General features: G+C 63.4%; 17 protein-coding genes and 2 tRNA genes. 6 read left to right on the top strand and 13 right to left on the bottom strand.

Annotated elements, in window-relative coordinates; translation table 11 throughout:
- Positions 1-21: 21 nt before the first annotated feature.
- Entirely contained in the window at positions 22-969 is a 948-nt protein-coding gene (locus tag H7A13_03500; GenBank protein MCP5332409.1) for an HPP family protein, read from the bottom strand.
- Complete coding sequence (gene hmpA / locus H7A13_03495; GenBank protein MCP5332408.1) at positions 966-2141, bottom strand: NO-inducible flavohemoprotein; 1176 nt, start codon at positions 2139-2141, stop codon at positions 966-968. Before hmpA ends, H7A13_03500 begins: the two co-directional genes overlap by 4 nt.
- Before the next feature lie 155 nt (positions 2142-2296).
- Between hmpA and norR the strand changes: the two genes are divergently transcribed.
- The 4 genes from norR to H7A13_03475 all read left to right on the top strand — a co-directional run bounded on the left by norR (position 2297) and on the right by H7A13_03475 (position 6252).
- Entirely contained in the window at positions 2297-3850 is a 1554-nt protein-coding gene (gene norR, locus H7A13_03490) for a nitric oxide reductase transcriptional regulator NorR (protein MCP5332407.1), read from the top strand.
- Between the two features lie 260 nt (positions 3851-4110).
- Positions 4111-4989: a protease HtpX gene (gene htpX, locus H7A13_03485; GenBank protein ID MCP5332406.1), complete on the top strand. Its 879-nt coding sequence runs from the start codon at positions 4111-4113 to the stop codon at positions 4987-4989.
- Between the two features lie 23 nt (positions 4990-5012).
- Positions 5013-5261, top strand: coding sequence for a zf-TFIIB domain-containing protein (locus H7A13_03480; GenBank protein ID MCP5332405.1), 249 nt, complete (start codon positions 5013-5015; stop codon positions 5259-5261).
- 13 nt (positions 5262-5274) lie between these two features.
- Positions 5275-6252 (top strand): TerC family protein, encoded by a 978-nt coding sequence (locus H7A13_03475; GenBank protein ID MCP5332404.1) that lies wholly within the window; start codon positions 5275-5277, stop codon positions 6250-6252.
- Positions 6253-6268: 16 nt separating this feature from the next.
- Here H7A13_03475 and H7A13_03470 read toward each other — a convergent pair whose 3' ends face one another.
- The 3 genes from H7A13_03470 to H7A13_03460 all read right to left on the bottom strand — a co-directional run bounded on the left by H7A13_03470 (position 6269) and on the right by H7A13_03460 (position 9106).
- Entirely contained in the window at positions 6269-7630 is a 1362-nt protein-coding gene (locus H7A13_03470) for an HDOD domain-containing protein (GenBank protein ID MCP5332403.1), read from the bottom strand.
- Between the two features lie 276 nt (positions 7631-7906).
- Complete coding sequence (locus tag H7A13_03465; protein ID MCP5332402.1) at positions 7907-8719, bottom strand: alpha/beta hydrolase; 813 nt, start codon at positions 8717-8719, stop codon at positions 7907-7909.
- A gap of 39 nt (positions 8720-8758) precedes the next feature.
- Entirely contained in the window at positions 8759-9106 is a 348-nt protein-coding gene (locus H7A13_03460; protein ID MCP5332401.1) for a 4a-hydroxytetrahydrobiopterin dehydratase, read from the bottom strand.
- A 122-nt stretch (positions 9107-9228) separates the two neighbouring features.
- Here H7A13_03460 and H7A13_03455 point away from each other — a divergent pair, with 122 nt between their 5' ends.
- Complete coding sequence (locus H7A13_03455) at positions 9229-10026, top strand: enoyl-ACP reductase (protein ID MCP5332400.1); 798 nt, start codon at positions 9229-9231, stop codon at positions 10024-10026.
- 59 nt (positions 10027-10085) lie between these two features.
- Here H7A13_03455 and H7A13_03450 read toward each other — a convergent pair whose 3' ends face one another.
- From H7A13_03450 to mutY, 5 genes are all read right to left on the bottom strand, one after another.
- Positions 10086-11207 (bottom strand): fatty acid desaturase, encoded by a 1122-nt coding sequence (locus tag H7A13_03450; GenBank protein MCP5332399.1) that lies wholly within the window; start codon positions 11205-11207, stop codon positions 10086-10088.
- A 166-nt stretch (positions 11208-11373) separates the two neighbouring features.
- Positions 11374-11450, bottom strand: a tRNA-Val gene (locus H7A13_03445).
- 174 nt (positions 11451-11624) lie between these two features.
- Positions 11625-11700: transfer RNA gene (locus tag H7A13_03440), tRNA-Phe, on the bottom strand.
- A 54-nt stretch (positions 11701-11754) separates the two neighbouring features.
- Positions 11755-12027: an oxidative damage protection protein gene (locus tag H7A13_03435; protein MCP5332398.1), complete on the bottom strand. Its 273-nt coding sequence runs from the start codon at positions 12025-12027 to the stop codon at positions 11755-11757.
- Positions 12028-12041: 14 nt separating this feature from the next.
- Entirely contained in the window at positions 12042-13118 is a 1077-nt protein-coding gene (gene mutY / locus H7A13_03430; protein ID MCP5332397.1) for an A/G-specific adenine glycosylase, read from the bottom strand.
- Between the two features lie 202 nt (positions 13119-13320).
- On the opposite strand from mutY, the gene H7A13_03425 reads away from it, so the two are divergent.
- Positions 13321-15231 (top strand): GGDEF domain-containing protein, encoded by a 1911-nt coding sequence (locus H7A13_03425; GenBank protein ID MCP5332396.1) that lies wholly within the window; start codon positions 13321-13323, stop codon positions 15229-15231.
- Here H7A13_03425 and hemE read toward each other — a convergent pair.
- The 3 genes from hemE to gltB form a co-directional block, all read right to left on the bottom strand.
- The gene (gene hemE, locus H7A13_03420; protein MCP5332395.1) at positions 15222-16295 is read right to left on the bottom strand and encodes a uroporphyrinogen decarboxylase; all 1074 of its coding nucleotides are present in this window, start codon (positions 16293-16295) and stop codon (positions 15222-15224) included. The genes H7A13_03425 and hemE overlap by 10 nt on opposite strands.
- A 63-nt stretch (positions 16296-16358) precedes the next feature.
- Positions 16359-17777 (bottom strand): FAD-dependent oxidoreductase, encoded by a 1419-nt coding sequence (locus H7A13_03415; GenBank protein MCP5332394.1) that lies wholly within the window; start codon positions 17775-17777, stop codon positions 16359-16361.
- Positions 17778-17811: 34 nt separating this feature from the next.
- Positions 17812-22266, bottom strand: coding sequence for a glutamate synthase large subunit (gene gltB, locus H7A13_03410; protein ID MCP5332393.1), 4455 nt, complete (start codon positions 22264-22266; stop codon positions 17812-17814).
- Positions 22267-22392 lie beyond the last annotated feature (126 nt).

Below are 22392 nucleotides of genomic sequence, written 5' to 3'. Positions count from 1 at the left end.
CGGGAGCGTTGCCGAGCGAATTCACGCTTGCGGATCGTCCGTGGCTCCCGAACGCTGCACCCGCCGCCAGCGACCCGACGCCATGCGCACCTCGTAACGCGCCCAGTCCGCAAACTCCGCCACGCCGCATTCGGCCTCGAACTGCTCGCCCGGCCCCACCAGACTGCGGTAGCGCAGTCGCTGGTCGTGGAACATCTCCAGCACCTGACGCACCGACCAGGCCTCTCCATGCGCGCCATTGCTGTAACAGCAGCCGCGCACGATCAGTTCCGGTAGCAGATGCTGGCTGCTGGCGCGCTGGAGTGCCAGCGCCAGAATGTGTCGCAGTTCGACCTCATCGACGTCCACCACCAGCCCCAGTTCACGCACGGCATGGGCAATGTCTTCGGAAGAGAGGGTCTCCTCCTCACGCAAGACACCCTGCGAGAGCGCTGCCCGCGCCCAGCGTGCCGGATAGCGCCGCCAGGCAAAGGGGGCGTTGAACAGCATCGCCAGCAGGAACAGAACGCCGACATGGAGCAGCAGCGGATCGAGCAGGTAGTGCCAGCCCAGTGCCTGCACCTCGGGACCATTCATCGCGGCGATCAATGCCGTGGCACCACCCGGCGGATGCAGACAGCGGGCACCATGCATGGCTGCGATGGCGAGCCCCACCGCCAATGCGGGTGTGAAAGGCACATGGTTCAACCAGCGCGCACAGCCCAGACCGATGATGGCCGACAGCAGATGGCCACCGAACAGCGGCCAAGGCTGAGAGACCACCGCATGCGGCAGCGCGAACAGCAGCATGGCAGTGGCCCCCATCGCCCCGGTCAGCAGCGGCATGTCGCCGGCCGCCGGATGGAAGAATCCCAGCACGGCCACCGCCAGCAGGCCGATGAATCCGCCAACAGAAGAGAGCAGCCGCTCCCTCAGCGGCGCGGCGGCCTCGATGCCAAGCCAGGCGGTGAATCGCTCTCTTCGCCTCATTCCAACGTCTGCAATGGCCCGAAGAACTCATAATGGGTCTGCGGTTCGGGCACACCCAGCTTGGCCAGCAGCCGCTTGACCTCGGCCATGAAGGGCTTCGGCCCGATGAAATAGACCTCGGCATCCCGGTCCGCCGGCAGTGCACCGGCCAGCACTGACTCACTGATCAGACCGACGGCATCGGCCTGGTCGGCCGCTGCCGGCTGGCTGTAGAGATAGGTTCGGCGCAGGTTGGCATGGCGGGCGGCCAGCCCGTCGACATGCTCACGAAAGGCATGCACCGACCGATTGCGTGCACAGTGCAGAAAATGGATCGGCCGACCACTGCCCACCGCTGCGTTCAACATCGCCACCGTCGGCGTCAATCCCACACCACCGCTCAGCAGCAGCAGCGGTTTCAGGCCCGGGTTGAGCACAAAATCACCGCAGGGAGGAAAAGCCTCCAGCAGATCGCCGACCGCCACCCGGTCATGCAGATGGGTGGAGATGACCCCGCCGGGCTCGCGCTTGACGCTGATGCGGTAGTGGCTGCCATCGGTGACATCCGAGAGCGAATAGTTGCGGCGCATCTCCTGCCCATCCATCACGAAGCGCAGCGCCAGATATTGCCCGGGGGTGGCCGCCAGCAGCGGCCGGCCGTCGGTCGCTTCGAGATAAAAAGAGGTGATCTCGTCACTCTCCTTTACCTTGCGTGTCACCTTCAACGGGCGAACGCCCCGCCAGCCGCCATTGGCCTGCTCATGCTCGGCGTAGACCTGCTCCTCGGCCTGAATCAGAATGTCGGCCAACTGCTGATAGGCCTGCGCCCAGGCATCGACGATCTCGTCGGTGGCGGCCGCGCCCAGCACCTCCCTGATCGCCCGCAGCAGGCAGCTGCCGACAATCGGATAGTGCTCCGGCAGCACATTCAGCGAAGCGTGCTTGTGCACGATCAGGCCCACGGCCGATCCCAGCGCTTCGAGCCGATCGATGTGTTTGGCATAGGCGATCACACTGTTGGCCAGCGCCCGCGGCTGATCGCCGCTCTGCTGGTGCGCCTGATTGAACAGTGCCCGCACCTGCGGATATTCGCTGAACATGATCTTGTAGAAGTGGCTGGTCAATTTTTCATTGACCGCCTCGAGGGCCGGAACGGTTGCCTTGATCAAGGCCTGGGTCTGTGCTGACAACATGGAGCATGCCTCTGCAGGTTTGAGTGAAGCGTTCGAACAGAGACATTACAAGAGATGTGCCACAACCAAATCAGTTTAAAAACAGACCATTAATTGCTTTTCGTGTCATGATGACAGTCTCTTTATGACAGCATAAATCGACATAAAGCGTTTAAATGACAACAAATCCGCTGCTTCCAGCCATCACCCGCCTGGTCGCCGACCTCTCCCTCGAACTGCCGCAGAGTGAGCGCTATCGTCGCCTGCTCGAAACCTTGCGCGCACTCTTTCCCTGTGATGCCGCCGGGTTGCTGCGGCTGGAGCAGGAGACACTGATTCCACTGGCGGTCGATGGCCTTTCGGCTGACACCCTGGGACGGCGCTTCCGCCTCGCCGAGCATCCCCGTCTCTCTGCCATCACCTCGTCCGGCAGACCGGTTCGCTTCGCCCACGACTCAGAGCTGCCGGACCCCTACGACGGCCTGGTGATCGGCTTTGCCGAACATCTGCCGATTCATGATTGTCTGGGCGTGCCGCTGATGATCGATGGCAGGCTCTGGGGTGTGTTGACACTCGATTCGCTGGAACCCGGCGCCTTTTCCGCGCTGGACATGGAGGCGCTGCTCGCCTTCGTCACGCTGGTCTGCGCCACGGTCAAGGCCGCCGCGCTGATCGATGCACTCGAATCCCGCGCCGAACATGCGCGACAGGCCTACCTCGATCTGCGCGAGGCCACCGTCACCGCTGCGCCGCAAGAGCTGATCGGCGAGAGCGCCGCCATGCGCCGTCTGCGTGACGAAATCGGTGTGGTGGCCGGTACCGAGCTGACCGTGCTGATCACCGGCGAGACCGGCGTCGGCAAGGAGTTGGTGGCGCGGGCCGTTCACAGCCGATCACTGCGCAGCCAACAGCCGCTGGTCGAGCTGAACTGCGCGGCCATACCCGAGAATCTGATCGAAAGCGAGCTGTTCGGCCATCTGAAGGGGGCCTTCTCTGGTGCGGTGACCGAGCGTCGTGGCAAGTTCGACCTGGCGGATGGCGGCAGTCTGTTTCTCGATGAAGTCGGTGAACTGCCGCTGAACGCCCAGGCCAAGCTGCTGCGCGCGCTGCACGGCGGCGAAATTCAGCGTGTCGGCAGTGACCGCGTTCATCGGGTCGATGTGCGCATCATCGCTGCCACCAACCGCGACCTGCAGCAGGAGGTGCGCAACGGACGCTTTCGGGCCGATCTCTACCATCGACTCAGCGTATTTCCGCTGTGGGTGCCGCCCCTGCGCGAACGCGAACGCGATGCCCTGCTGCTGGCCGGCTACTTTCTGGAGCAGAACCGCGGCCGTCTGGGCGTGCGCGCCCTGCGGTTGGCGGCCGACTGCCAGGCCGCCCTGCTCAACTGTGACTGGCCCGGCAATGTGCGTGAACTGGAGCATCTGATCAGCCGCGCCGCCCTGCGTGCCCGCGCCGAAGCCGAAGCTGACGCGCGGATCGTCACCCTCCACCTGCACCACCTCGGCATGCTGAACCCGCCAGCAGTCGAACGCCCCCACGCCCGATCCGAGCCGGACATCACCCAGACTGTCTCACTGCGCCAGGCCGTCGATGACTGCCAGCGCGATCTGCTGCGACAACGGCTGGCGCTGCACCGCGGCAACTGGGCCAGGACCGCACGCAGTCTCGGTGTCGACCGCGGCAACCTGATTCGCCTCGCCCAGCGCCTTGGATTGCGCAACTGAAACGGCAGATTTCGACGCCCGATCGCGCCATGCTCCCATGCATCCGGCCCTGACCGGAACCCGCACCTCACAAATCAGTTTTTTACGAACAAAAAGCAGAAAATAATCTGCTTTTTGTTCGTAAAAAACGGCTCGAGAATGGCTGCGTCAAAACCCAAAGGCGCAGCAAAATCCATGCGAACACAGAGCTCACGCTACCTTCCGCGCAGTCCAGGCACGGCAAATGGCACTTTACCCAACCGCCACCAGGAGTCTCGGCCATGAAACGCATCGTACTTTTTCTGATCACCAACCTCGCCATCGTGCTGGTGCTCTCGGTCAGCATGCGGCTGCTCGGCGTGGAGCCCTACCTGAATGCACAGGGATTGAACCTCGATGCGCTGCTGCTGTTCGCCGCCATCATGGGCTTTGGCGGCGCTTTCATCTCGCTCGCCCTCTCCAAGTGGATGGCCAAAAAATCGGTCGGTGCGCAACTGATCACCACGCCACGCACACCCACCGAGCAGTGGCTGGTACAGACGGTCGCACGTCAGGCGCAGCAGGCTGGCGTCAGGATGCCCGAGGTCGCCATCTGGGAAGCGGACGAGGTCAATGCCTTCGCCACCGGCATGAGCCGGAACAGTTCGCTGGTGGCGGTCTCGACCGGATTGCTGCGCAACATGACCCAGGAGGAAGCCGAGGCGGTGCTGGCGCACGAGATGGCCCACGTCGCCAACGGCGACATGGTGACGCTGGCGCTGATCCAGGGCGTGGTGAACACCTTCGTGCTGTTTCTGTCGCGGGTGATCGGCCACACCGTCGACCGGGTGATCTTCCGCACCGAGAGCGGCCAGGGGCCGGCCTTCTGGGTGACTGTGATCATCGCCGACCTGCTGCTCGGGCTGCTCGCCTCTGTGATTGTCATGTGGTTCTCGCGGCAGCGGGAGTTTCGTGCCGATGCCGGCGGCGCCCGGCTGGCCAGTCGCCCGGCAATGATCGCGGCACTGCAACGGCTCTCCAGCTTGCACCCCCAACCACTGCCGGACAAGATGGCTGCCTTCGGCATCGCCGGCGGCGGCGCGGGCGGCCTGAAACGTCTGTTCATGACCCATCCCCCGCTTGCCGAACGCATCGAAGCGCTGCAACGCGGTCACGACTGAAACCACCCACCAGGAGAAAGCGCATGAAATGCCCAGTCTGCAAGGAACCTGATCTGCTGCTGAGCGAACGCCAAGGCATCGAGATCGACTATTGCCCGCAATGCCGTGGCGTGTGGCTCGATCGCGGTGAATTGGACAAGCTGATCGAACGTTCGGACTCGCCACGCGGCTTCGACCGTGAGCAGGCCGCACCCCGACACGAGCGCCCCTACGATGACGACGCGCAGCGCTACAAGCGGCGCAAATCCTTTCTGAGCGAACTGTTCGACTGAGGGGAGACTCCATATGAGCAGCACGACAGCCATCGTATCGGTCGGCGAACCCTGGATGTGGGCAGCCTTCGTGGCTTTCGTGCTGCTGATGCTGGCACTCGACCTGTTCGTGTTCGGCGGCCGCACCGCACACCGGGTGAGCATCAGGGAGGCCGCGCTCTGGTCCGCTGCATGGATCGGCCTGGCACTGCTCTTCAACCTGGGACTCTGGTGGCATCTCACCGACACCGTCGGGCCGGAGATCGCCAACCGCAAGGCGCTGGAGTTTCTGACCGGCTACCTGATCGAGAAATCACTCTCGGTCGACAATGTCTTTGTCTTCCTGCTGATCTTCTCGTCATTTCACGTTGCGGCCGAATACCAGCGGCGTGTGCTGATCTATGGCGTGGTTGGCGCCATCGCCATGCGCACGGTAATGATTCTGGCCGGCGCCTGGGTGGTGCGCGAGTTCGCCTGGGTACTCTATCTGTTCGGTCTGCTGCTGGTGGTGACCGGCATCCGGATGCTGGTGATGGCGGAAAGAACGCCCGACCTCGAAAAGAATCCAGTGCTGCGCTTCGCCCGGCGCCACCTGCGCATCAGCGACGATCACCACGGCGAGAAATTCATCGTGGTCAAGAACGGGGTCCGTTACTTCACCCCGCTGTTCCTGGTACTTATTCTGATCGAGGCCTCGGACCTGGTGTTCGCCGTCGACTCCATTCCGGCCATTTTCGCCATCACCACCGACCCCTTCATCGTCTTCACCTCCAACATCTTCGCGATTCTGGGGTTGCGGGCGCTCTATTTTCTGATCGCCGATGTGGCCAGCCGCTTCCATCTGCTCAAATATGGACTGGCGATGGTGCTCACCTTCATCGGCACCAAGATGCTGATCGCCCCCTGGTACCATGTTCCGGTGCAGGCGTCGCTCGCCATCGTGGCGGTGCTGATCGGCGCCAGCGTGGTCGCCAGCCTGATCGCCACCCGCGAACCAGCGCCGGAAAATTGATGAAGAGAGGGATGGATCAGCCGCGCGCGGCAGCCAGATGGCCCAGACAGAGCGTCGTGTGCTGGGCCAGTTGGCGGAACCCGGCCAGATCGGCCGCTGTCAGTGGCACGCCACTGACGCTGCGGTCGGCATAGAACAGGCCGAAACGGCGGTGCCCGACCCCGATCGGCGCCAGCAGAAAAGCGCCGGAACCGAACAAGCGAACCATCTTTTCGCTCAGCAGGGCCCGCTGCTCAGCATTGCGTTCGCTGTCGACCAGCATCGGCTTTTGCGTGGCCAGCAGTTCGGTGAAGAGATTCCTGCCCTCATCGAGCGCAAACAAAAACTCCCCGAACAGCCGTTCGCACCCGCTGCCCGCGGCGTACTTGCCGGTCAGACGGGTGTGGGGGCCATTGAGCACAGCCAGAACCACCCGATCGAGCCCCAGCGCCTGGTGCATCCCCTCGACCATCACCTTCAGCAGGCCATTGATGTCGCACCGCTCGAAGGTCATCTGCTCGGCGGCGGCAAACACCTCCACCACCGTTCCCAGCGGATTGTTCACCGCGGCAGACTGGGCACGCGGCTGCAGAATCCATTGCGCCGCCTGAGGCAGACCGTAATCCCGTACCACCTCGGCCGCCTGCTGTGCATTTCTGAGCAGCGACTCACGCGCTGCCTCGGGCTCGCAGCCCATGAATTTCGACAGGGTCGGCAACAGCCGTCCAAGCTCTGGTCCATCCCAGCCGGACTCGACCGCACGGCTCACCTGCTCACCCAGCAGCACCGCCTGCGCCTGCCGCCCGCGCGGCGTCGGCGAGAGGGCATCCTGCAGCACCTCACCCAGATCCCACTGTTTGGCCAGCCCTCGACTCAGCGATTTGAACTGCACGCCGAGGGTCTGCATGCAGCTCTGTTCGACGCTCTGCGCGCCCTCGGCGAGTTTTTGATCGAGCTGATCAATGCGCGGATCGTCGCAGCACCACAGCGTCAGCTCGCCGATGTTGCAGAGCAGCCCGGCAATGAAGATCTCCTCCCTGTGGCTGTGCGACTTCAACTCGGTCATCAGGTTGCGCGCCTGCACTGCGGCATGAAATGAGCGTCCGTAGGACTGCATCAGCCGCTCGCGCCGCCCGCCTTTATTCATCGAATCGGCCACCAGCGCGGAGATGGCGATCGAGAGAATGCCACCGGTGCCGAGCACGACCGTCGCACGGCTGACCGTGTTGATCGGCACCGATGCGGGGTTGTAGAGCGCGGTATTGGCGATGCGCAGCACCTGGGAGGTCAGATTCGGATCGCGCAGGATCACCTCGGAGAGTTGGTAGATCGACGCATCGTCGCTCTTGGCCAGCCCCTTGATTTCGCTCAGCACCCCATTCAACACCGGCAGATTCATCGACTGGATCTTTGCGAGCCACTCCTGGAGTGGTTGATCTGCTGTTCTTTTGAGCGGAGAAAGTTCTGCCGTCAGACCCACGGGGTGACTCCAAACTGGAAACTGGAAGTGGAAAACCACAAAGTGGCCGGGAGGTCCCCGCTCACGCCCTGATGCACGCCACACCCGAAACCGCCATGGCCTCGCGGAACAGTGGTTTCAGCAGTGACGCTGCATCAGTTTCAGTCTAGTCCAGCTTTGCGAGCAGGATCACGATTCGAGCAGAAATCGGAAGAATCAGGCGGTGAAGGCGCGAATCGCCCGCACCGTGTGTTCGAGGGTGAAGTCACGCGCCTCATGGTGCGGAATGTGGCCCGCTTCGGGATGGATGTGCACGGCGAGCGGTGCGGCCAGATCCTGCTCCAGCGCCTCGATGTTGTGGCGATAGCCATAGGGATCACGGTCACCCTGGATCACCACCACCGGTGCGCGAATCTGCCGCAGCTCTTCGCTCATCTGCCAGCCGGCAAACTCCGGGGAGCTCCAGGCATTGGCCCAGCCGTAGAACATCCGCTCGGTGTTGGCGCCATGGTAGCGTTCGAGACGGCGCTTCAGCTCGCCCTTTTCGAAGGCATTGATGACCGCCTGCATCGCGCCGCTGGCACCGGCCGCCACCGGCGCACTCTGCCGTGGCTTGCCCACCTGCGGTGCCAGGCCGACGATCCCCAGCACCCGTTGCGGATGGGACGCGGCGTAGAGCAGACTCATCGCCCCGCCATCACTGTGCCCGATCAGGATCATTGGCCCGACCGGAAACTGCACCAGCACCTCGGGCAGCACCTCCAGCGCCTCGACCCGGCGATAACTCGGCTTGCGCGGCTCGGTCAGCGGATCGGACTCGCCATGCCCCCAGCGGTCGTACATCAGCACCGGCAGTCCGACCTGCTCGGCCACCTGCGCCGGATAGTCCTTCCACATCGAGATCGAACCCAGCCCCTCGTGCAGAAAAACCAGCGTCGGACGGGCCGGATCGGGCTGCCCGAGCGTGGTGCATTTGAGCCGATGGCCACCGGCCTCGATGAACCGTTCCGCTACAGTGAGATCAATCATCTCTTCCTCCCTGGAGTCTGCGCCAGCCAGTCACCCGACTCAGCCCTTCGTGGCGTAACAGAGGTCGCTCTTCGCCGCCATGATGAAGTCGTTGCGGTGCAACCCTTCGATCTTGTGCGACCACCACCAGACCGTCACCTTGCCCCACTCGGTCAGAATGGCCGGGTGGTGCCCCTGCGCCTCGGCCAGTTCGCCAATCTGCTGCGTGAAGGCGAGCGCCTTCGGGTAGTCGTCGAACCGGTACTCGCGCTTCAGCTTGTCGAGGTGGCCATCGCGCTCGATCTTCCAGTCAGGAATCTTCGGCAGCAGCTCGGCCCGCTCGGCCTCGGTCACCTTGGGGGCGCCGATCCGGCAGGCTTCACACTGCTGTTGGGTCAGATCGTTCATTCGTTTCGCTCCTTCTGGGATGGTTGCTAAAATAGCACTTCCTGAAATGGCGACAAGTGGCTGAAATCACGCCGGCCAGTTCGGCCATTCCACTCACGCGACAATAACCAAAGGACACCTCCATGGGCTTTCTCACCGGCAAACGCGCACTCATCGTCGGAGTCGCCAGCAAACTTTCGATCGCCTACGGCATTGCCGAAGCGATGCACCGCGAGGGCGCCGAACTCGCCTTCACCTATCAGGGCGAAAAGCTCAAGGAGCGGGTCGAGGAGTTTGCCAAAGGCTGGGATTCCACCCTCTGCTATCCCTGCGATGTCGCCAGCGATGATGAAATCGACGCCGTCTTCACCGAACTGGGCAAGGTGTGGGATGGACTCGACATTCTGGTGCACTGTGTCGGCTTCGCCCCGCGCGAGGAGCTCGACGGCGACTACCTTGCGGTCACCTCGCGCGACGGTTTCCGCATTGCCCATGACATCAGCGCCTACAGCTTCGTGGCGCTGGCCAAGGCCGCCCGACCGATGCTGGTGAAGAGCCACGGCTCGCTGCTCACCCTCACCTATCTCGGCTCGCAGCGCACCATGCCCAACTACAACGTCATGGGCCTGGCCAAAGCCAGCCTCGAAGCCTCGGTGCGCTACCTCGCCAACAGCCTGGGACCACAGGGCGTGCGGGTCAACGCGATTTCGGCCGGACCGATCCGCACGCTGGCCGCCTCGGGCATCAAGGATTTTCGCAAGATGCTCTCCTACAACGAGGCGCGCACCCCGCTGCGGCGCAATGTCACCATCCATGAAGTCGGCAACACTGCGGCCTTTCTCTGTTCGGAATTGGCCAGCGGCATCACCGGCGAGGTGGTCTATGTCGATGGTGGCTTCAACATCACCGCCATGGGTGACATCGACGAAGCCTCTTCATGAGAGGGTGACGGCACTGCCCCGAATGGATGGTGCATTCGGGGCAACCGTCCGTTCCACCCTCAGGTCAGGCGGGCCAGCAACAGCTCCCAATCGCGCCGCTGTTCAAGCAGCCGCTGCCGCAGCTCCAGACAGCTGCGACGAATCTGCGCCCGCTCCCACTGCTGCAACAACTGATTGGCACGCGCGTCGGCCCAGCGCTGGCGCGAATCGCCCCACGCCTGCACCATCTCGATCAGACGGTCATACTCCTGCTGCAAGCGGCGCAGGTGCGAATCGGCATCGGGCAGCCGGCTGATCTGCTGTGATGAGCGCCTGAACTGTTGCTGCAAAATCGCCTGCTCGATCTTCTCGGGCGAACAGCGCTTGAGGTTGCGCGACAGTCCCACCCAGGCACAGACCCTGATCAGCCATTTGGTCGGATCGAACTGCCACCAGCGGATGCCATTGCGGTAGTCCCACTGAAACTGATGATGGAAGTTGTGATAGCCCTCGCCAAAGGTCAGCAACGCCACCACCGCGTTGTCACGCGCCGTGCAGTCGCTCGAGTAGGGTTGGCGCCCCCAGAAATGGGCCAGCGAATTGATGAAGAAGGTGAAATGGTGCACCACCACCAGCCGCAGCACCCCCGCCAGCAGCAGCGACCCCAGCAGATCGCCATGCACCACGCCAATCAGGGCCGGCAGCGCGACGTTCATCAGCAGCACCAGCAGCAGGTAGTTGCGGTGCTGCCACATCACGATCGGGTCTTTCTGCAAATCCTTTACATTGCTGAAATCGTCCTGCTGTGCCCGATACTCCCGCAACATCCAGCCGATGTGCGCGAACCAGAACCCGCGCCGTGCCGAATAGGGATCGAGTTGCGGATCATCGACATGACGGTGGTGACGACGGTGGTCCGACGCCCAGTTGAGAATGCTGTTTTGCAGTGCGGCGGCACCCCAGAGCGCAAACCAGAGCCGCAGCAGCGGGTGTGCTTCATAAGCCTGGTGTGACCAGAGACGGTGAAACCCCGCCGTGATCGCCGTGCCACTCGCGGCGCCAAAAAACAGAAAGAGCCCCACCTCGAAACCATCATAGCCATGCCACCACCCATAGAGCGGCACCGCCACCAGCGCCAGCGTCGAGGTGATGACAAACAGCAACAGATTGGTCCAGAGCACCGGCGGCCGCACAGACTTCATGATTCCACCATGGGGTCGACAAACAGAAGGGATCGAACTGATTCAAGCATAGAGGACAGAAGCGGCAACCGCCGCGGCAGTCGTCGATTGAGCAGGAATTTGGATATAAAGAAAAACCGCCATGACGGCGGTCCTTCGCGGCAGATCTGGTTGACCTCTGCCTGATTGGTAGGCGCGATTGGACTCGAACCAACGACCCCCACCATGTCAAGGTGGTGCTCTAACCAGCTGAGCTACGCGCCTGTTGGAGCGCGAATTCTAGTCGTTGCCTCTGACAATCTCAACCCTTTGCATGGGACCAGTGCCTTTTCACCTTGCGCTGAAAGCCTGATCCAACCGGAATCTCCGGCACGATGACGCAGGCATTGCACAAAGCAAAAAAGCTTGCCGGTGTTGAACCATGCAAGCCTTTTGGGATGGTGCCCAGGGGCGGAATCGAACCACCGACACGAGGATTTTCAATCCTCTGCTCTACCGACTGAGCTACCTGGGCGAAGGCCGGCAATTAAACCCTCTGACGCCGCCGTGGTCAATAGAAAAGCTGCCGTTACCGCTCCGGTTGCACGTAGCCCTCAACCGCGGTGAGCGCCTCGCCGCTCAGGAAGCGCTCCATCTCCTCCTGCAGGAATTTGCGTGACGCGCTCTCCATCATGTTCAGGCGCCGCTCGTTGATCAGCCGGGTCTGGTGCGCCAGCCACTCCTGCCACGCCTGCTTCGACACCTGCTGGTAGATCGCTTCGCCACGAGGTCCCGGGTAGGGTGGCGCGTCGAGCCCCTCCATTTCGCGCTTGTATTTGCGACAGAACACCATTCTCGTCATGCGGACCTCACCGATCAGGGTTGCAGTTGCCTCAGCAGCCGGGTGACGGGCGCGGCAAGCCCGACCCGGCATGGTTGCTGAATGTTACACCAGCGCACTCCCTGATGAAGCAGGGCATCGTCCGCCAGCGCCACGTCGATCAGCTGGGGCCGCACCCGCAGCCGCAGGTGGGTGAAGAGATGCTCGAAGTGCGGCAGCGGCGTCACGGCCATCACGCTGAAGCCCCAGCGCGCCTGCACCTCGTGATCGATGTCGACATCGATCGCGCTCTCGGGAAAGGCCCACAATCCGCCCCAGACACCGGTCGCCGGGCGCTGTTCGAGCAGCAGCGACTGACTGGCATTGCGCAGCAGCAGCCAGGTCAGCTCACGCACCGGCACCGATCGGCGTGGCCTGGGCGTCGGCAATTCGGCAGTGCGCCCCTGTTGCCGGGCCACGCACTGCTGCGCGACAGGGCAGGCATCGCAGTGGGGTCGGGCACGGGTGCAGACCAGGGCACCAAGGTCCATCACCGCCTGGGTGTAGTCGGAGAATGCGGTTGCCGGAGTGTGTGCCTCGGCCAGTTGCCAGAGCCGCTGCTCGACGCTCCGTTCGCCCGACCAGCCCTCGACACCATGCAGACGGCTCAGCAGCCGCTTGACGTTGCCGTCGAGAATCGGCGCGCGCACGCCCAAGGCGATGCTGAGAATCGCACCCGCTGTCGAGCGACCGATGCCCGGCAGTGCCGCAAGCTGCTCGACAGTGGTGGGAAAACAGCCCTGATGCTGCTCCACCAGCAATCGGGCAGTGCGGTGCAGGTTGCGCGCCCGCGCGTAGTAGCCAAGACCGCTCCAGCGATGCAGCACCTGGTCGAGCGGTGCCGCAGCCAGATGTTCGAGCGCAGGAAAAGCCACCAGAAACCGTTCGAAGTAGCCGGTTGCCGTCGCCACCTGGGTCTGTTGCAGCATGATCTCGGCGATCCAGACCCGATAGGGGGTGATCTGGGTCCGCCATGGCAACCGCTGACGGCCATGGTCGTGATACCAGGCCAGAATGCGCGAAGTCAGCAAGGTGGGCGGCGGCACGGATGCAGTTTCTGCTGTTTTTTTCATGGGTTCTTTCTTGTGTTAGGCTTTGAAAAACAGGAAATTGGTCAGCAATCGTGCTGGCCATCCTGGCATGGAAGGGGAGCCGCCGCGTGAGCAGATCGATCTTCGCAACCGTCGGCGCGGCCTCTGCTTCGCTGCACCCGTCGGCCCGGCCCATGGCAGATCAGGCTTTGTGCCCTCGCCCTGTTCGCCGACGCCACACTCCATGAACAGCACCGCTCATCACCTTCTGCTCAAAAGACTGCTGGTCGTGCTGGCGGGGTGGCTGGTCCTGCATGCGCTTTCACTCCAGGCCGAACTCCTGCAACTGGATCCCGAAGTGCGCGACTACCCGGTCACGGGCTCTCTGCAGGTGTTGCGCGACCCCCGGCACAGATTCTCCATCAATGAACTGTTGCAGGGCACGGCACACGGCCAGTGGCAACAGCTCACCGCATCTTCGCCTCCCAATTTCGGCTTGACCCGCGATGCGATCTGGCTGCGCCTGCCCATCGAGCAGCGGGCGCGCACCACTCAGTGGCTGCTGGAGATGAGCAACCCGCTGCTGGACCAGGTCGACTTCCATCTGGTGCGAAATGGCCGGGTGCTGGCGCATTTCATCACCGGCGACCACTACCCCTTTGTCCAGCGTCCCCGTGCGCACCGCCACCTGCTCTTTCCGCTCGATCTGGAAGCCGAAGGTCGCTACGAAATCTGGCTGCGCGTCGAGAGCAGCAGCACCATGAACCTGGGGCTGCACCTGTGGCAACCCGATCAATTCTGGAAAAAAGATCAGCCGCTGCTGCTCGGCTATGGCTTCTTCCATGGCATGTTGATGCTGTTCTCGCTCTATTACCTGTTCATCTTTGCCTGGACGCGGGAACGGTCACACCTCTACTTTGCGCTGTTCTCGCTCTCCAGCGCGCTCACCGTCCTCACCATTCATGGCTTCGGTTTTCAATACCTCTGGCCGAACGCCATCGAATGGCAGGAGCAGGCGATCTTCTTTCTCGTGCCGATTGCATGCCTGACGCTCGGCAAATTCGCTGGCCATCTGTTGCGGATGAGGGGTTGGCGCCAACTGCGTCCGTTGCTGCTCACGCTGGCCGTCTGGATGAGTCTGCTGTACATGGTGGCCTCCCCACTGCTGCCGCCACAGCCGCGCATGGGGCTGCTCGGTGCACTGCTGCTCTACAGCTTTGGCATCACCTTTGTGATCTCGCTGCTGGAGCTGTTTCGCGGCAACCGGTCGATTCGTTACTTCATCCTCGGCTGGACGCTGTTCCTGCTCTGCGTGCTCGTGTTCGTGCTCAGCCGCCTGGGCTGGCTGCCACCGCTGCCCAATGCCGAAAATGCCATCGAGGTGGGCCTGGCCGGGCTGATCATCATGCTCTCCTTCGCCCTCACCGCCCGTCTCAACGAAGAGCGGCGCAGCAAACTGGCAGCACAGCAGGAGGCGCTGCACCATGAGCAACAACTGGTGCGGGAGCAGCAGCACAGCCTCGACATCATGCGCCAGGCCAGTGCCGAGCTGGAGCAGAATGTGGCCCGGCGCACGCACGACCTCAATGTGGCCCTCAAGAAGCTCGAACATGCCAACGCCCAACTGCAACTGCTGTCGACGGTCGACAGCCTCACCGGCCTGAAGAACCGCCGCTATTTCGATCAGATCTACCATTCGGAGTGGCGCCGCGCCCTGCGTGAGCAGACGCCGCTGTCGCTGCTGCTGATCGATGCCGACCACTTCAAGCGCATCAACGATCAGCTGGGGCACCCGGCCGGCGACGAATGTCTGCGGCAGCTTGCGCAGCGCATCTGTTCGGCGGTGGCACGCCCCTCCGACCTGGTCTCGCGCTATGGCGGAGAGGAGTTCGCCGTGCTGCTGCCCAGCACGGCGCTGACCGGCGCGCTGCAGATCGCCGAGCGGATCAGGGAGCAGGTGAAGGCGGAGGCCGTCGTCTGGCAGGAGCAGCCGATCTGGCTGACCGTCAGCATCGGCGTCGCATCGCTGAAAATCGACAGCAGCATCACGCCCGATCTGATCGTGCGCCAAGCCGACGAGGCACTCTACCGTGCCAAAAACGAAGGGCGCGACCGCACCTGCTGGTCAGCCGAATCGAACAGCCTTCAGCCCTGAACCCGGTGATAGGGCAGCGAGAGCTCATGCACCGCATCGACCAGCGCGGCGACATGGTCCGGTTCGATCTGCGGGTGAATGCCATGCCCCAGGTTGAAGACATGGCCATTGCCGGCACCATAGCGGGCCAGAATGTCACCCACTTCGTGCCGAATGGCGGCCGGTGAGGCATAGAGCACCACCGGATCGAGGTTGCCCTGCAGCGCCACCCGGTCGCCCACCCGCGCACGCGCCTCACCGATGTCGACCGTCCAGTCGAGCCCCAGCGCATCGCAGCCGGTCGCGGCGATCCGCTCCAGCCAGAGTCCCCCCTGCTTGGTGAACAGAATCACCGGCACCCGACTGCCGTCGGGCGCGGGGTTGAGGCCGGCGACGATCCGCGCCATCGGCCGCAGCGAGAAGCGCTCATACCAGCCGGTGGTCAGGGTGCCGCCCCAGGTGTCGAAGATCTGCACCGCCTGCACCCCGGCAGCGATCTGGCCATTCAGATAGTCGGTCACCGCCAGCGTCAGCTTGTCGAGCAGCAGTTCGAGCGCTTCCGGCTGATCGAGCAGCATCCGCTTGATGGTGCGAAAATCGCGGCTCGATTGCCCCTCGACCATGTAGGTGGCCAGCGTCCAGGGGCTGCCGGAGAAGCCGATCAGCGGCACCCGCCCGGCCAGTTCGCGGCGAATCAGCCGCACCGCGTCCATCACATAGCCCAGATCGCGCTCGGCATCGGGAATCGGCAGCGCTTCGATGGCCGCCGGGGTCGTGACCGGCTGGCGAAAGCGCGGCCCTTCACCCTCCTCGAAGTAGAGCCCCAATCCCATCGCATCCGGCACGGTCAGGATGTCGGAGAACAGGATGGCCGCATCCAGCGCAAAGCGCTCCAGCGGCTGCATCGTCACCTCCAGCGCCAGTTGCGGGCTCTGGCACAGGCTCATGAAGTCGCCGGCACGGCTGCGGGTGGCGCGGTACTCCGGCAGATAGCGGCCGGCCTGGCGCATCAGCCAGACCGGGGTGACATCCACCGGCTCACGACGCAGTGCGCGCAGCAGGCGGTCATTGATCAGGGCGGTCATGAGCGTGTCTTGTACCTGTCAGCAGTGGATGGAATCGAAGCAGACTGTCTTGAGGAGTGCGAATCAGACACCGAGCGCATCGAGGATGCCTTCGGCCGCCTGCCGTCCCTCCCAGATGGCCGTCACCACCAGATCGGAGCCACGCACCATGTCGCCGCCAGCGAAGATCTTCGGATTCGCGGTCTGGAACTGGAAAGCGCCCGGCTGACCCACCTCGACGCCGCCCCAACTGTTGACCGCGATGCCATGCTCGGCAAACCAGGGGGCGGGGCTGGGACGAAAACCAAAGGCCAGCAACACCACATCGGCCGGCAGAATCTCCTCGCTGCCCGGAATCGGTTCGGGACGGCGCCGGCCCTTCTCGTCGGGCTCACCGAGCCGGGTCTCCACCACCTTGACTCCCTCGACCCGCCACTGGCCGACGATCTCGACCGGTTGGCGGTTGAACAGGAAGTGGACCCCCTCCTCGCGCGCGTTCTTCACCTCGCGCTTCGATCCGGGCATGTTGGCTTCGTCGCGGCGGTAGGCACAGGTGACCGACTTGGCCCCCTGGCGAATGGCGCTGCGGTTGCAGTCCATCGCAGTGTCACCACCGCCCAGCACCACCACCCGCTGCCCCTTGAGGTTGATATGGGGGTACTGCTCCATCGGCAGTTGCAGGTGGTGGGAGACATTGCCGATCAGATAGGGCAGCGCCTCAATGACGCCGGCAATCTCCTCGCCGGGGAAGCCCCCCTTCATGGTGTCGTAGGTGCCCATGCCGAGAAAGACCGCGTCATACTCCGCCAGCAACTGCTCCATCGTGATGTCGCGCCCCACCTCGGTGTTGAGGCGGAACTCGATGCCCATGTCGGTGAAGATCTCGCGCCGCAGTGCCATCACCTGCTTTTCGAGCTTGAACTCGGGGATGCCGAAGGTCAGCAGTCCGCCGATCTCGGGATGGCGATCAAAGACCACCGCCTTCACGCCGTTGCGGGTCAGCACATCGGCACAGCCAAGGCCAGCCGGCCCCGCACCGACGATCGCCACCCGCTTTCCGGTCGGCACCACATGTGACAGGTCGGGCCGCCAGCCCATCGCAAAAGCGGTGTCGGTGATGTACTTCTCGGCCGAGCCGATGGTCACCGCGCCAAACTTGGTGTTGAGGGTACAGGCCCCCTCACAGAGCCGGTCCTGCGGGCAGACCCGACCACACACCTCTGGCAGGGTGTTGGTCTCGTGGCACAGCTCCACGGCCTCGATGATGTTGCCTTCGGTGAGCAGCCGCAGCCAGTTGGGAATGTAGTTGTGGACCGGACACTTCCACTCGCAGTAGGGGTTTCCGCAATCGAGGCAGCGATGGGCCTGCTGCTCGGCCTGCTTCTGCTCGAAAAGATCATAGATCTCGATGAAGTTGCGCTTGCGCACCCGGATCGGCTTGCGCGGCGGATCGCTGCGCCCCACCTGGATGAATTGAAAGTCGTTGTTCAAACGGTCACTCATGACCACCACCTCGTCACATCAATGGTATCGCCGCTCATTGGGGGCTCTTGCGCACGCTGTCGAGCAGCTCGGCCAACTCGGCGGCCTTGGGTTTGATCAGCCAGAACTTGCGCACGAAGTCGACATAGTTGTCCAGGATCGTCTGACCCCAGCCACTGCCGGTTTCGGCCACATACGCCTCGATCATGCCACGCAGGAAGTTGCGGTGGCCCTCCATGAACTCATTGCGAATCCGGTTGATGTCGACCAGCTGGTGGTTGTACTTGTCGACGAAGGTGTTGTCGAGATCGAGCACATAGGCAAAACCACCGGTCATGCCGGCGCCGAAGTTGTAGCCGGTGTCACCCAGCACGGTGATGATACCGCCGGTCATGTACTCGCAGCAGTGGTCACCGGCCCCCTCGACCACCGCCTGGGCGCCGGAGTTGCGCACACCGAACCGCTCGCCGACCCGGCCGGCCGCGAACAGCTTGCCGCCGGTGGCGCCATAGAGGCAGGTGTTGCCGATGATCGCGGTCTTCTCCGTCGCCAACCGGCTCTGCGGATGGGGGCGAATCACCACCTGGCCACCGGCCATCCCCTTGCCGACGTAGTCGTTGGCCTCACCGGTCAGGTGAATGTGCAGCCCACCGGCATTGAAAGCACCCAGACTCTGTCCGGCGGTTCCCTCCAGCAGCAGCTGGACCGGGGCATCGCTCATGCCGTTGTTGCCATGGCGGCGGGCAATCTCGCCGGAGAGCCGCGCCCCCAGGGTGCGGTCGCAGTTGGTGACCCGATAGTGGTAGCTGCCGCCGCTTTTGCTTTCGATGGCCGGCAGGATGTCACGCACCATCCGCTCGGCCAGTTCGCCCTTGTCGAACGGCATGTTGCGCAGCGACTTGCAGAACTGCGGCAGCTCGGCCGGCAGCGACTGGTTGGCCAGGATTGGCGTCAGGTCAAGCTTGCGCTGCTTGGCAGTCGCTCCGGGCAGCAGCTCCAGCAGATCGCTGCGCCCCACCAGCTCTTCGAGTTTGCGCACGCCGAGCCGCGCCAGCCACTCCCGCGTCTCCATCGCGACGAAGCGGAAGAAGTTCATCGCCATCTCGACGGTGCCGATGTAGTGCTCCTGACGCAACTGGTGGTTCTGCGTCGCCACCCCGGTGGCGCAGTTGTTGAGGTGGCAGATGCGCAGGTATTTGCAGCCGAGCGCCACCATCGGCGCCGTGCCGAAACCGAAACTCTCGGCCCCCAGCATGGCGGCCTTGACCACGTCGAGGCCGCTCTTGAGTCCGCCATCGGTCTGCAAGCGCACCTTGTCACGCAGGTGGTTCATCCGCAGGGTCTGCTGCGCCTCGCTCAGCCCCAGCTCCCATGGGGAGCCGGCATAGCGGATCGAGGTGATCGGACTCGCCGCGGTGCCGCCGTCATAACCGGAGATGGTGATGAGGTCGGCATAGGCCTTGGTGACCCCGGCGGCAATGGTGCCGACACCTGGTTCGGCCACCAGCTTGACCGAAATCAGCGCCTTCGGATTGACCTGCTTGAGATCGAAGATCAGCTGCGCCAGATCCTCGATCGAATAGATGTCATGGTGCGGCGGTGGCGAGATCAGCGTCACGCCGGGAATCGAATAGCGCAGCCGGGCAATCAGCTCGTTGACCTTGCCCCCCGGCAACTGTCCGCCCTCACCCGGCTTGGCCCCCTGGGCGATCTTGATCTGAATCACCTCGGCGTTGACCAGGTAGTGCGGCGTGACGCCAAAGCGGCCGGAGGCGATCTGCTTGATCTTGGAGACCCGCTCGGTGCCGTAGCGGGCCGGATCTTCGCCACCCTCGCCCGAGTTGGAGCGCGCGCCCAGCCGGTTCATCGCCGTCGCCAGCGACTCATGCGCCTCGGGCGACAGGGCGCCCAATGACATGCCGGCGGAGTCGAACCGCGGCAGAATCGCCTCGATCGGCTCCACCTCGTCGAGCGGAACCGGCTTGATGTCGCCGCGCAATGCAAAGAGATCACGCAGCGTCGCCACCGGCCGCTCATTGACCAGTTCGGCATACTTGCGGTAAGTACGGTAATCACCGCTCTGCACCGCCTGCTGCAGCGTCCCCACCACATCGGGATTGAAACAGTGGTACTCCTGACCATGCACATATTTGTGCAGGCCACCGGCACGCAGCGGCTTGCGCGGTGACCAGGCCTCGGCGGCCAGAATCTGCTGCTCAACGTGAAAATCGTCGAAATCGGCGCCGCCGATGCGGCTGACGGTGCCACTGAAGCAGAGGTCGACCAGATTGCGGTGCAGACCGATCGCCTCGAACAGTTGCGCGCCCCGGTAGGAGGCGATGGTGGAGATGCCCATCTTCGAGAGGATCTTCAGCAGCCCCTTGTTGATCCCCTTGCGATAATTCTTGTGCGCCTCCTCGATGTCGCAGAGCAGGGTGCCATCCTCGACCAGGCTGTTGATCACCTCATAGCCGAGATAGGGGTAGACCGCCGTGGCGCCATAGCCCAGCAGCACCGCCAACTGGTGCGGGTCGCGCGCCGTGGCGGTCTCGACGACGATCGAGGTGTCAGCGCGCAGCCCGCTCGCAATCAGCCGGTGATGCACTGCACCGGTGGCCATCAGCGCATGGACCGGCAGCTTGCCCGACGTGATGCCGCGGTCGCTCAGCACCAGGATGTTGACGCCGTCACGCACCCGTTGCTCAGCCTGTTCGATCAGTTGCCGGACCGCTGCTTCGAGCCCGACTTCGACCGGAAAGTTGAGATCAAGGGTGGCCACCTTGAAACCGGCATGGTTGAGTTGCAGCAACTTGGCGAACTTGGCCGGTGACAGCGTCGGCGAGGTGAGCAGCACCTGTTCGGCGTGCTCCGGGGTCTGGGTGAAGATGTTGCGCTCCGAACCCAGCTTGGTCTCCAGCGACATCACCACGCCTTCGCGCAGCGAGTCGATCGGCGGATTGGTCACCTGGGCAAACTGCTGCCGGAAATAGTCATAGAGTGAACGCACCTGCTGCGACAGCACCGCCATCGGAATGTCGTCGCCCATCGAACCGGTCGCTTCCTGCCCACTCTCGCCCAGCACCCGCAGCGTCTGATCACGCTCCTCGCGGGTGACATGGAACATCTTCATGTAGGCATTGCGTTCACCCGGCGCCAGGTGGGCGAGGTCGATGTCCTCCTCGACCAGCTTCGATTCGATGTGAACCGAGCGCTCCTTGATCCAGCGCTTGTAGGGGTGGGCCGATTTCAGCAGATCATCGATCTCGTCGGTGTGCAACACCCGACCCGCCACCGTGTCGATGGCGAGAATCTGTCCCGGTCCGACCCGACCCTTGGCCACCACCGTTTCGGGCGGTACCCGCCGCACGCCGATCTCCGAAGAGACCGTGATGATGCCATCCTGGGTCATCACCCAGCGCGCCGGGCGCAGACCGTTGCGATCGAGCAGACAGACGGCGGTGCTCCCTTCGGTCAGCACGATCCCGGCCGGACCATCCCAGGCCTCCATCAACATCGAGTGATACTCGTGGAAGGCACGCAGGTCGGTGTCGATGGTCTCGACATTTTCCCAGGCCGGCGGAATCATCATCCGCACCGCCCGGTAGAGATCGACCCCGCCGGCCAGCAGTGTCTCCAGCATGTTGTCCATCGACGAGGAGTCGGAGCCCTCGCGGTTGACCAGCGGCGAGATGGCGGCAATGTCGGGCAGCCAGGGCGTGCTCATGCGCGCCTCACGCGCACTCACCCAGTTGCGGTTGCCCTGGATCGTGTTGATTTCGCCATTGTGCGCCAGCAGCCGGAAGGGTTGCGCCAGCGGCCACTTCGGCAGGGTGTTGGTCGAGAAACGCTGATGGAAGGTGCAGATCGCCGTCTCCATGCGCGCATCGTGCAGATCGGGATAGAAGCGCGGCAGATCGGCCGGCATCATCAGCCCCTTGTAGCAGAGCACCTTGCTCGACAGGCTGGTGATGTAAAACTCCTGGTCGACCGGCGCCACGGCGCGTTCGGCCTTGCGCCTGGCGATGAACAGCCGGACATTGAATGTACGCTCATCGAGGCCGGCCGGTGCTTCGACAAAGATCTGCTCGAAGCGCGGCATGTTGCCGAGCGCGATCGGCCCCAGCACCGTCGGATCGGTCGGCACCGGCCGCCATCCCGTCACGACCAAGCCTTCGCCGATCAACGCCTGCTCCAGCGCCTGCCTGGCCGACAGCGCGGCCGACTCCTGCTGCGACAGAAACACCATGCCACAGCTGTACAGCTCGGCCAGTGGCCGACCGAACAGTTCACCCGCCACCTCACGCAGGAAGCGATCGGGCTTCTGCATCAACAGACCACAGCCATCCCCGGTCTTGCCATCCGCGGCGATGCCACCACGGTGGGTCATGCAGTTGAGCGCATCGATGGCCGACCGCAGCAAGGCATGGCTGGTTCGCCCTTCGATCTGGGCGATCAGACCAAAGCCGCAGTTGTCCTTGAACTCATCAGGGTGGTATAGACCGGTCTGCATGGAAAACTACTCTGATCAAATGGGATGACGGACCCCTCCGCAGCGTCAAGACGCAGGCGCGGCAGAGGCATGTCCTGAGCGAAGCGAAAGGGGAGATATTCTAAGCCATTGCCACACATTGGTGAC

The organism is Pseudomonadales bacterium (genome assembly GCA_024234215.1).
In the GTDB taxonomy this organism is placed as follows: domain Bacteria; phylum Pseudomonadota; class Gammaproteobacteria; order Pseudomonadales; family UBA5862; genus JACKOQ01.
The sequence above is the reverse complement of the archived record's forward strand: the minus strand, read 5'-3'. Positions and strand labels throughout refer to the sequence as shown.